Below are 11,278 nucleotides of genomic sequence, written 5' to 3' on the forward strand. Positions count from 1 at the left end.
STRCSSATNDATACTNTRYCHNAGCDCCGTTAGCTTAATAAGCCACATAAATTAAAGGAGTTGGTAAATAATAACCATAAAAGGAGTCTGTAAATAAAATGAAAAAAATAATCTTTTCTTTTTTTTTATCGCTTGTTCTTGTTTCTTCTTTTCAAACCAATATAGCTTCGGCAAATCAACCCGTTGAGGACTCAGAAGAACTTAGGCTACAGGATATGCTCATGAACTTGCTAACTCCTTATATTAGTGAAGTTCTTGATAACTATTACCGCCCAAATATTTCAAAAACTTTTTCGCCTGAAATTACACCGTGGAAAATTGAAGTAACCGAAACCAAAAGAATAAATGGATTCCGTGGCTTCAAATTAGAAATTTCATTTGAAATTGAGCCGACTGCAGGACACCATGTTCCAGTAGGAAAAGACCGATTAACGTATCGAATTTCGTATGGACCTTCAGTAGAGTTAATTAACCACACCCATTTAGCTACATATGATTTACCTCCTGAATTGCAAAATCCGTGATTAACTATTCGATTAACCTGCCCGTTAGTTCAACGTTCAAAACACTTTCGGATGAGTGAAATCTTATTGGGACAAATGATTGTAATCTAATATAACTACCTTGAAATTATGATTACAAGCAATTTTAGGGCTGTCGCAGGCTGGATATATTCTTACTTTAACTAGGTCCTCTACATAGTCAGACGAATTACTTTTGGAGGGAACTTCAATCCTCATAGAAATATCATAAGAATGGTTCTTGTTGTAATCAATACCAACGATTCTTCCTCGTTTCCAACCAAAAACATTGTGCCCGTACTCCTTTTCGATTCTCTTATCAATGGATGAAAAAACAATATCTGCAATAATATCCTCTGTTGTGACATACCACCCTTCAGAAAAAGGTTCTGCTTTAGCAATTTGTAAAGGGGCAAGAGCGAATAATAAAATTCCTATAATTAGGTATTGTTTAACCATCAGGGTGCACCTCATTTTCACATTTGCCCCTTATCATACCCAATTTGTCTTATTCCTTATGAAACTAAACTGCCCGTTAGCTCAGAACATGCTTAGGTAAAACAGTCCATGCTGCAATGGAATATAACATCACTCAGGGACACAGCAGCAGCTTTGAACCCAAATATGAATATAATACAATAAGATATGGATCGGGCAATGAGCATGGAGGATTCATTGTCACAGTCTACGTTAAACCAGGCAATGTAAATAATGTAGATCGATTAACTTTTCACGTAACTCCCGAATGGATCCAGGATGGTGCGGGAATCAAATTATTGAAATATGAAAGATCCGTCGAGATGGCTCGTAATTAACATAAGTCTTGAAATTGTTACGTTAACCTACCCGTCAAATGCACAGTAAACATATTCTTTGCATAGTATATCTCAAAGAGCCTCGTCACCCTTCGATTGCATGGTTTCCTTTTTTATGGCGCCGTGCTTATTTATTTGTGCAACAGAATAAAGAGCCTTGGAGTGATCAGCACAAAAAAATACCCCACCAGCCTTGAAGCCAGTGGGGTATTGTCACTCTATAAACACGGTTAATTACTAAATGTTTATTTCACGCCCAAATCACTTCTTATCACCTGTTAATCGTTCGAGTTCCATTTAAACTGTGGTGATTTTAATAAACTGAAGGATGATGGGAACACCTTGATAAGGAGCTTCATTTAAAATTAAAACATCCTGATGTACAACATATAAATTTGAGGATTGAAGGATCCCATTAATAAACAGATTAACAATAGATATACCGTTAGGATCGAGTATACCGGAAGTACTGAATTGCAGCACTGCATCATTGCTTGTGTACTGATTATTTGTTCCATCAGAAATAGTCGTATACTGGAAGGTTTCTGTCTTCAGTATAATCGGAGGACACGGATTAGGGGGGCACGGTTTGCCAGGAAAAATGTCTGGGCAACCTGATGGTGTGATAACTAGGTGCTGACTACGTCTGACATATGAATTACTCACTAGGTTACTTTTCCATTCATAAGTCATCATCAGACTACTCCTTACGCATAGTAATTTTTTTACTGAATCAATTTCTGCATTCATACATTCTATGCGGTCGACCGTCGTCATGCTACGTCACACCTTGAATATGTAGCCACATGGGGGTTGATCTGAATTAGTAAAGCTACAAAAAAAGATAAATCCCAAGCGGAAAAATACGCCTGGGATTTATCTAACTGTTAGTTGATAACGAATTCTACAGTTACTGGTGTACCAGCATTTTCAGCATCACCGTTAGGAATGGTAATTGTTGTAGTTGTGATTGTTGACGTACTACCTTGTTGAAGAACTCCATTAATGTAGAGATTGTAATAAGCAAATGCACTAGGAAATGCAGTGGCTACAACTCCAGCATCATTATCGAACGCAGTTGCCGCAATTGCAAATGTGGCACCTGTGCCTGTTCCAGCTCCAATTGTAGAATCGAACCTTGAAGACGTTAAAAATGGTTTAATAATTGCCATGTAAACCAACCCCTAGCTTTCATATTATTGTAAGGCCCTACACCTTAATATATGTGGTAATCTATCATCTTGAAACGGACAAGTATTATTAGATATTCATATATTATCTAATTAAACTAGTTTTAAGATTAATATACTACCATCATGATATATGTTCAGCATCAGCAAAAATCTCTAGCGCTTGGAAATTCAAAAAAAAATAAAAAGATGCCCCACCAGCAAGAGCCAGTGGGGATTTGCTATTTCAATCAACCTTGTATACATAACTGTGGGCAGGGTTCTGAATATTTAAAATCAGATGACGAAGGCTTGGTGTGAATGCATATTGATCAATTTCCAAAGGCTACTCTATACCAACTTTGTTTCAATGCAATTACCAGAGCAATAAATAATGGAAGCTATCCAATGCCTGACAACAAAATGAAATTAGTAAAATCAGATGATAAAATGAAAAGAGCCTCGGAGTAATCCGGGGCTTTTTTAAGTTTTCTTTCGAGTTCATTGCGGTCACCGCAATATTTGACTTCTTTTACGCCCTATAGCATTATATAACTTTTAATTACATTTAATAACAATTTTCTTGCGGACCACGCAACAATATGCATGATGCATATATTATTCCGCAATACGGTTTTCGGATAATCGCAACACGATTTTCGGTGAATTACAATTTTTAGTAGTTTAGTATATAGATTAGAGATAATGTAAAATCACGTATTTCATTGACGGTTGTTAAACTTCACAAAGTAATATAAGGGTGGTGAACCAATTATTTACTCATTATCTCTTCTGAAGTAGGACAACCAACAAACAAGGAGGATAAGTAAATGAAATTAAAAAGTCTAATTTTATCTATTGTTACAGTGTTGTCATTGTCCATTCCTGTTAATGCATTCGCACAAGATGTGTCAAATGTTGATGAAAAAGATCAAAGAATTCCGATTCATACAACAAAATCGCTTAATGGAGATTCAAATAAAATCACAATAACAGACCCCGCTGAAATAAAAAAAATAGCATTAAAAGAAAATCTAGAGTATAATGGCAAATTACCAAAAAGAATCGAATATGAATATATTCCTAATCCAAACACAGAGATCACGCAAGAAATTCCAGAATCACCTTCCGCTCTTGGAGCTATCCTCTGGTACGATATTATGAACATTAAAGATTTTGGAAGTGGATTTTATAATGCCTCATCAGATTTGTATAGAGAATTTTATATCGATGGACCAGACACATTCGTAATTGATAAAACGGAACAAAAATCAAATTCTGTAACTGGTACTTTTGGTGCTTCTGCAAGTCTACTTAGTAGTTCACTCGGATTCAACATTTCAAGTACTGAGTCAATCCGCTATCAAAGCAATACACCAATTGCAGCTGGCGAGCATATGCATATACAGATATATACTACATACCATAAAAAATCATATCAAGTTTATGGGATGGATAATAGTGTAGGTGGAATGGTTTACCTTGGCGAAGGATTTGGCTATAAAGCTGATGGTGCATACATCAAGAAAACACTTTACTAAAAACAAATGGAGGGGATATATATCCCCTCCATTTGTAATTCCCTTCCATTTTATTGTATAATGAAGAAAATTCAAAAAAAGAAGGGATCTAAAATTGAAAAAGAAATTTATTTTCTTATTAATGCTACTAGCTTCCATTATCTTATTGATTAACATAGTTCTAAAAGACGATGTTATTTTAATTTCACCTAACAAGAATAGCCGAGCTGATCTCCAAAATAAAGTTATCACTAATAAATCAGAACTCGAGGAAATAGCAAAAAAAGAGCACCTTAACAAAGTCCCTAAAAGAATAGAAACTGAGTACATCGGCCCCCAATAACATCCGAAAAAAAACATTTACTGATTAATGTTAGCTCTTGTTAATATTATTAGTATTAACCAAGCTAGTTCTGAAACTGAAAGAAGTCCTTGCTCCGCTTTTTCTACCCATGTCTTATCTGTAATGACACCACTTTTTAATAAATCATTTAATGTTTTCACTAATACCTGCATTTGATAATTTGTAAGTGTCAAGTTATCTTTATCCTCTCCATAATTTGTAACGTTAACTAGCCTTACTTTTAGTCCCAAGTATTTCGCCACACCGGCAACATGGCCTGCAATGATTGCTTCTATGACATCATTACGTTTTAATCGATTAGCATCGGCAAGAACATCGATAAACAGGTTCTCGGTCAAAACTGCTGGCATTTTTGATTCGCGGCACATATGCAAATTTGCCGCCTTCACACCACGATCGTTCACTCCAAACGGATTAAGTCTGGACATAATTTCGGTATGCAGCGCATCTTGAAACGCCGATGAAGCAGCCGATGCAGATGTATAACGGAATGACTCGAACCCCCCAGTACCGCCACCGGCGTTACAGTGCACACTAACCAGCACATCTGCCTTTGCTTTATTCGCTAGATCGGTGCGTTCTTTCAATTCTAGAAATACATCCGTAGATCGAGTTAAGATACACTTCACACCATCATATAGCTGCTCTAGTCTTTTAGCTGCTTCGGTTGCGATATGTAGCGCAATCATTTTTTCTTGAAGGTTGTTGCCAATTGCTCCTGGATCTTTACCGCCATGCCCTGCGTCGATAACCACAACTTTAGTCATTCTTAGCACCGCCTTTCCCTCTTAATACTTCAACTGCTTGTACAATAACTGGTGGGATCGGTACACCCAACCGGCCACCGTTTTCAATAATCGATAATACCTCATTGGCAATGTAGAAATATGCAATTGTATCCCTCAACATATGACTATCACCTAGGATTCCATCCACCAAGTGACCTACGGCCACCATAGCGAAAATGAACACTTTACGTGCAATCCCGATTAATCCTTTTTTGCTTTTTAACTCTCCCGAGGATCCAGCCGCAACAACACCAGTGATATAATCGAAAATAACAAATGCAAGTAATGCACCTAACACAGCCGACCACCCCCCGTAAAAATATGTTACAGAGCTAGTAATTAAAGCAACACACCATTTCAAAACCGTTTCCATTGTCATTCTCCTTTTCAAATAAAATAGCCCCCAGACTCCCGAGGGCATAAAAATAGCGCCTACCATATCGGCGGCGCTTAAGCTGCTGTTCTGTTGATCACTTCTGTAACGACTGTCTTAAGATTAGAGAGCTGCGGCACTTGCTCAAGCTTATATGTTCCTGCCATCACCAAGCTAACCCAAACCTTTACCAATCCGCTATCTTTTGTAAATGTCATCTTCATCATTCTCCATTATTTAAATTTGTGGCGTTGCAATCAATATCGTTAATTCAGCTATGGACTTTTTCAACTCTTCATTCGATACTTTTAAAAGTTCTATATCTGACTTTGCCAAATCTTCGAATACAGCCGTTGGCGTTTCTCCTGATACGTCTACTTTTGATACACGTTTCCCGTCAGGTATAGATACCTTCAAAAATGGAATACCGACAGGCTCCCTAAAGTTACCAAATGCTTGATAAATGATATATCCTGTTGTGTCGTAAATAATCAACGTTTCTTCCATGGTTAAACCTCCTTGTTATTTTCCGTATGCATAGACCCTTGTTCTCTTCGCCTCGGCGTAGTAATTTATCCCGAACCCTGTTGCTGTCATATCGAAAGGACTTATATATGGAATATAACTCCCTTCTGATTGTAGAGTAAATCCACCTCTCATAATGGCCAATCCTCTTCCTGGGACAGGGTATTCAATTGTACATAGTATTGCCTGCCACTCCCACCCAAGTTCAATGGTTTGGAACCCTGTTGTCTCTCCGAACTCTAAGTATCTAAAGTTTTTCCCTGTGTTTATCTGCCCAATCTTACTTGCTAATACTGCGAATGCGTCGCTACCGCTTGCAGGAACACCTTTGCCAGCAATCGCGCCTGCAATAGCGTTTTTACCGTCACTGACAGATGTAAAAAGGTCTTGGCTCCAAGGCTTCCATGTTCCATTTTCTTTTCGTCTCATATAGAATGAATCTCTATTAAAATTAATAGCTTTTTGAACACACCAAATGGGATTATGTCTAATTACCTCGACGTAATACCAGTCTGCAGTAGGTGCATTCAGCATGTTAGAACCCATATAATAACCAGTATTATCCGCTAAATTTAAGTCTCCAATAACAGTAGCAACACCTGAATCATCTGTTAATCTGTGTTTCTGCCATGCCTTTGCGTCAACATAACTTTTGGCGTTACTCTCCGCTGTATTTGCTTTAGTTTGCGCCCCTGAAGGTGTCTCAGCACCTATTTGGGCAACCGTAACACTATGCGGGTTATCTTTTCGGTTAGCGTGTGCATCTACTTTGGCTTGTGCTCCTGTAGGTGTTTCCTTCGAATTCCAAGCAGTCTTTTCTGCATCTGATACAAAGCGGTTACTTGCATCCTGGACAATTATGCTAGGTGGATGATTTGCAGGATGGACATATTTATTCGCCCCTGCCTCAATCCCGTTTAATTTGGACCAATCCTCTTTACTTATCCTGCCATCAGATGTAGCAGACGCCTTCTTGACCACCTCCGTATCCAATATATCCATATTCGCGTTAAGGTCATCGATATTAACAATATCGGTGCCTTCCGGTTTCTTCAACGCTAGATTCCCGGTTGTCTTCATAGGCTCACTCTCCCTTATAAGTTCTTAATTCGCTCCATGACTTACTGTTTGCTTGCTGCCATGTTAATTGCTTCAACGTATCCCACCAAGTGTAAGAGTACTTGAAGTTGTAGGTCAGATGTGCCGGCTTAACCTCCTCCAACACTTGCATAAGCCCGGCCATGTTAGGTGGGATCCCCATCACTCCAATAAACTGAACTTCAAACCGGTATTCCGAGGGATACTCAAAAACCTTTACCTCGCCACCACTGAAAGCTGCAGCTACACTTTTGATCATTTCTTTTGTTGTGGTCCCTGATCCTCTCAGCTTCGCCAATATCATTTCTCGTCTACGCTCATAAGGCTTAGTATTATCGGTAGTGAGTCCCAGCTCCCTTTCCCATAGCTCTAATCCCCATGTTGCCGTTTTAACAAAAACTTGTTTCAAAACATCATCGATTGAAAATTTAGTTGTTCCAATTTCGGCGGCGGCCGTGTCCTGGATACATACCATTTCAGTAATGTCATACCAATATTTTGGTAGGTATTCAAGCAGATCAGGTGTAAAGATGTCTATTGGACTTCCTTTTTCGGTTTCCGCTCCATACTGCAAGGTTCCATACTGATATTGTCCGTACATATCACACCCCCTTAAGTTGGTTCCACGTTAATGGACCCTTGGGCATAACATCCGATAAATAGGCCAGTGTTTTGGGTGCTCCCCAGGTTGTTGCAGTCTGTGCTGCTTGATAATGCAATATTTTCATTTGTTTTTTATCAAATACCAGGGCATTCACCATACCTCCTGAGACATCTTGATACATATTGAGCACAATCATATCCTGATAATCAGAATTGCTTGCACCCGTCATTCCTCCAAGTGAGGTAAATACAAATTCAGCGTACCCTTTTGATGTGTCGGCGGGTTTTCTATCCCTCTTATCTATTTTTTGTACTCTACTATGTTCATGTGCATCCGGAACAAAAGACGTAGGCTTACCCGTTATACCTGCCCACGGAACTGATTCAGCCACTTCTGCTTTATCTACTTTGCCATCATTATTAGTATCATAGATGCTTTTAAGCATATCCCCGGCTGTCTGAGCCGCCACCAACAGCACATTCCCCGAATCGGTCCCGATATACAACTTTTTATTATCAGTACAGTAACCTAACTCACCTAAGGCCAATGTACCGATATTTGCTTCTATGCCTCTACGGATTTGTATCAGTGCTTTCCTTGGCATACTCTATCCCCCTAAAATGTACCGCCATCAATTACAGCAACCATGAGTCGGTTACCATTAGCGGCATCATTTACAATACTGCTATTATCAATGTTTGCTGACACTCCGCTTGCATCAACGGTAATTCCTTTTGCCCCCTTTACAGAGACTGTTGTTGTCCCCACTGTAATACCATTCCCAGCCCCGACGGATAGTGTTACGGTGTCTGCTTGGCCTCCGCCTCCAAGTCCATCACCAGCAATAATGTTTTGGTTGGCTTCACCGCTTCGTGCCCATGATGTTCCATTGTATGTGTAGTTTTTATTTTCATCGTGAACATAAACAGCCCAGCTTATTGTTGGAGTATAGTAAATCCATGATGTACCATTCCAGTGGGCTATTTGATTCGTTTTTCCTGCCCATACTCCCGTAGCGTTCGCAGGGATGATGTACCTGTTATTCAAAGTTGGCGATCCGGGGGGAATAGTAATAACTCTGGATCCCACACTATCCTGCCAACTTAAACCTCGAATGGCGTTAGAAATTTCGGTATTAATTTTTTGAGCAGACCATAAATCGATAATACCTGTGCTGGAATCATTAATCTTACGATGTAATGTTGCATCGTCAATGTGCGTTTTGATTTCTGCAGCTGTCTTGGTATTCGTCCCATCTGACACTTTGTTAACTTGTCCATTCGTGATGTCGGCCTTTTTAACTTTTGCGTAGGTAGCGCCATCACTAATATCATCAAGTGTTCCTGTTAGTTCAGAGAGTTTTTGTGCATTCACACGTTGCCATGCCGTCCCTGTATCAAAGTACAAGTAACCTGAGTTTGTACCACTTGTGACGTAATAGAACCGCCCTAGATTAGCAGCTGCTGGGCGTGCTGCCTCTGTCCCCGACATTGCTCTCCCCACAAAGTTATTTACAGTACCGTCCCCAATGAATACCTCTTTCGTATCAGTACAAAAACCCATCTCTCCGGACAACAATGCACCTAAAGCGACTAATTCTGCCTTTGTGCCTCGTCGAACACGTATTGTTTGCTGTGCCAAAATGTATCACTTCCCCCTCGAAAAATATCCACCATCAATAATCCCCTCTTCTTTGTACCTCTCAATCTCTGCTTGCGTCGATGTGATGCTAACCTGTAATTGGTTTATATCATCAGCCTCTACGATGTCACCGTCTGTTTCATAAGTAACGTAAACCTTCGGGACATCTGCAAAGATTTTTATGGATCTACGCCAAGGTGTATCTGATGGGATGGATATGACATAATCGGTGATTTCCTTACCGGTTAGCTTAGGGCCAGTATAGACCCTTATGCTGTTGTTGGTGATGTTGTCGTGTGCAAGTAACCCCTCAAATAATCCCCCGGTGATCGTAAGTATTTCTTCAATCACATACACGCTTCCATCAAGCTTTTTATTCAGCTTGTCCGTAAATTGGTCCACCTGATCGGGATAAGACATCTATCACACCCCCAAATCTACCGCGCCGAAAACAGGTATTTCTTCATCAGCCAACGCAATATTGATGTAACCACCGTTTAAAGATAGCGCGGAATAATCTAGCACGCCGGGAACACCCATCAACAAAGTACCTATACGTGCGTAGCTTACATAAGACATTTCAAAGGCGATACTTTTTAAATAATCTGTCAGCGCCGCTTTTAATCCATCCGACACACTTTGCAATGTGTAACCAGAGGCAAGGGTCACAGTAGCCTTCACGGTTATCGCTTTGCCTACTCCGGATACTACTTTTACAGCTGCACCGATGGGCCGCACCTTCTCGATATAGGAGACTGTCTCAGCCACCAAAGCGGGGCCTGCAGGTTGCTTATCACTATTTACAATCACGACCTTTACACTGCCAGGACCATCCCACAAAGGGAATACTTTAGCGTCGCCCACTCCTTGGACAGCCATAGCCCACTGTTTGTATTGATAGATATTCCCGGATGTGGATGGCTGCTGGACACGTAATTGGTATTTCGTTAAAAGTTTTTCGTCTGATTCCTCATTTATACCCTCTGTTAATATGTCTGTTAACTCAGCACGGGCTAGGCCAGAAACATAATCTATGGGTAATAAAGCACCTACTGGAGAATTTCCTGCTTCCCCAGCTGTCTCGCACTCAAGGATGAATTGCCCTGTATCAATCTTGCTCAATACTACATAGTTCACAGCATTTATAGAAAACCGTGTGCCGATTGGGACATCTATTAATGCCTCTCCGGCTGCGTAAAATATCCCTTTTCGTTGTGCTTTTGTTGCCATACTGCGATTTACTCCCATCTCAGCTGCTCGAAGTGTTAAATACTCCCCGCTGGATGTGGATGCAAAGGCCAAATGTAGAATCACATCCATTTCCATATACATTTGTGCCAATTCCCACGCTGCAGGAGCACAAGCATTATAAATAACTGATCCTTCGCGCTTGTCTACGTCATTAGGCACTCTAGCCAGCATCAGATCTAGTATTGCTTCAAATGTTTTATCTTCGTACATTACTTCACCACCTGCTGTTCGGCATCAAACTTTCCGTAAGATGTAATAACAGTAAACTTTGCAAGTAACTGATCGCTGCCATACTCTACGGTAAGATTTTCAATGCCCGAAATACGGTCATCTGGCATTAACGCCTCTTCGATCATGCGCTTAAGCTCGGATTCGATAAATGTTTGATTTGAACCTATTAGACTGCTTATTTCGCTGGCATACTCGTCAGAATAGATAAGATGTTCATATCTATTGGTTGACAGCGCCACAAAAACAGCCTGCTTGATAGCTTCCAAGTTATCGGTCATACCCACAACCCGACCTGAAGCAAAGTCCACCAACCACGTCTTGGATGGTTCCTCTACCTCTTCCAGTCCATCTTCAATACTTGATCCTTCAGGTATCATT

16 protein-coding genes are annotated in these 11,278 nt (G+C 40.1%); 2 read left to right on the forward strand and 14 right to left on the reverse strand.

The window, feature by feature from the left end; genetic code table 11:
* The first annotated feature begins 98 nt into the window (after positions 1 to 98).
* Positions 99 to 524, forward strand: a complete 426-nt coding sequence (locus BVG16_RS15595) for a DUF3888 domain-containing protein (RefSeq protein WP_078496412.1) — start codon at positions 99 to 101, stop codon at positions 522 to 524.
* Positions 525 to 587: 63 nt separating this feature from the next.
* Here BVG16_RS15595 and BVG16_RS15600 read toward each other — a convergent pair whose 3' ends face one another.
* From BVG16_RS15600 to BVG16_RS15610, 3 genes are all read right to left on the reverse strand, one after another.
* Positions 588 to 980, reverse strand: a complete 393-nt coding sequence (locus BVG16_RS15600; protein WP_078499618.1) for a hypothetical protein — start codon at positions 978 to 980, stop codon at positions 588 to 590.
* Between the two features lie 653 nt (positions 981 to 1,633).
* The gene (locus BVG16_RS15605) at positions 1,634 to 2,032 is read right to left on the reverse strand and encodes a DUF4183 domain-containing protein (protein ID WP_078499619.1); all 399 of its coding nucleotides are present in this window, start codon (positions 2,030 to 2,032) and stop codon (positions 1,634 to 1,636) included.
* A gap of 191 nt (positions 2,033 to 2,223) precedes the next feature.
* Positions 2,224 to 2,508 (reverse strand): DUF4183 domain-containing protein, encoded by a 285-nt coding sequence (locus tag BVG16_RS15610; RefSeq protein WP_078499620.1) that lies wholly within the window; start codon positions 2,506 to 2,508, stop codon positions 2,224 to 2,226.
* A gap of 827 nt (positions 2,509 to 3,335) precedes the next feature.
* Here BVG16_RS15610 and BVG16_RS15615 point away from each other — a divergent pair.
* Positions 3,336 to 4,046: a hypothetical protein gene (locus BVG16_RS15615; protein ID WP_078499621.1), complete on the forward strand. Its 711-nt coding sequence runs from the start codon at positions 3,336 to 3,338 to the stop codon at positions 4,044 to 4,046.
* A gap of 339 nt (positions 4,047 to 4,385) precedes the next feature.
* On the opposite strand, the gene BVG16_RS15625 is transcribed toward BVG16_RS15615, so the two are convergent.
* The 11 genes from BVG16_RS15625 to BVG16_RS15670 form a co-directional block, all read right to left on the reverse strand.
* Positions 4,386 to 5,156, reverse strand: a complete 771-nt coding sequence (locus BVG16_RS15625) for an N-acetylmuramoyl-L-alanine amidase family protein (RefSeq protein WP_078499623.1) — start codon at positions 5,154 to 5,156, stop codon at positions 4,386 to 4,388.
* Positions 5,149 to 5,550, reverse strand: a complete 402-nt coding sequence (locus tag BVG16_RS15630; protein ID WP_078499624.1) for a phage holin family protein — start codon at positions 5,548 to 5,550, stop codon at positions 5,149 to 5,151. The genes BVG16_RS15625 and BVG16_RS15630 overlap by 8 nt, the downstream gene beginning before the upstream one ends.
* Positions 5,551 to 5,627: 77 nt before the next feature.
* Entirely contained in the window at positions 5,628 to 5,768 is a 141-nt protein-coding gene (locus BVG16_RS33135; RefSeq protein ID WP_198957481.1) for a hypothetical protein, read from the reverse strand.
* Positions 5,769 to 5,787: 19 nt separating this feature from the next.
* On the reverse strand, positions 5,788 to 6,057 hold the full coding sequence (locus BVG16_RS15635; protein WP_078499625.1) for a hypothetical protein: 270 nt from the start codon (positions 6,055 to 6,057) through the stop codon (positions 5,788 to 5,790).
* Between the two features lie 15 nt (positions 6,058 to 6,072).
* A complete protein-coding gene (locus BVG16_RS33140; RefSeq protein ID WP_198957482.1) occupies positions 6,073 to 7,155 on the reverse strand; it encodes a pyocin knob domain-containing protein in 1,083 nt (360 codons plus the stop codon).
* A gap of 4 nt (positions 7,156 to 7,159) precedes the next feature.
* Complete coding sequence (locus tag BVG16_RS15645; protein WP_078499626.1) at positions 7,160 to 7,774, reverse strand: YmfQ family protein; 615 nt, start codon at positions 7,772 to 7,774, stop codon at positions 7,160 to 7,162.
* Between the two features lies 1 nt (position 7,775).
* Positions 7,776 to 8,381, reverse strand: coding sequence for a hyaluronate lyase N-terminal domain-containing protein (locus BVG16_RS15650; protein ID WP_078499627.1), 606 nt, complete (start codon positions 8,379 to 8,381; stop codon positions 7,776 to 7,778).
* 11 nt (positions 8,382 to 8,392) lie between these two features.
* Positions 8,393 to 9,418 carry a DUF2793 domain-containing protein gene (locus BVG16_RS15655; RefSeq protein WP_158081706.1) on the reverse strand — a complete coding sequence of 342 codons (1,026 nt, stop codon included), beginning with the start codon at positions 9,416 to 9,418 and terminating at the stop codon, positions 8,393 to 8,395.
* Positions 9,419 to 9,424: 6 nt separating this feature from the next.
* Complete coding sequence (locus BVG16_RS15660; RefSeq protein ID WP_078499628.1) at positions 9,425 to 9,838, reverse strand: phosphoglucomutase; 414 nt, start codon at positions 9,836 to 9,838, stop codon at positions 9,425 to 9,427.
* 3 nt (positions 9,839 to 9,841) lie between these two features.
* Complete coding sequence (locus tag BVG16_RS15665) at positions 9,842 to 10,879, reverse strand: baseplate J/gp47 family protein (RefSeq protein ID WP_078499629.1); 1,038 nt, start codon at positions 10,877 to 10,879, stop codon at positions 9,842 to 9,844.
* Positions 10,879 to 11,277, reverse strand: a complete 399-nt coding sequence (locus tag BVG16_RS15670) for a DUF2634 domain-containing protein (protein WP_078499630.1) — start codon at positions 11,275 to 11,277, stop codon at positions 10,879 to 10,881. Before BVG16_RS15670 ends, BVG16_RS15665 begins: the two co-directional genes overlap by 1 nt.
* Position 11,278 lies beyond the last annotated feature (1 nt).

This window comes from Paenibacillus selenitireducens, assembly GCF_002021565.1.
In the GTDB taxonomy this organism is placed as follows: domain Bacteria; phylum Bacillota; class Bacilli; order Paenibacillales; family Paenibacillaceae; genus Paenibacillus_K; species Paenibacillus_K selenitireducens.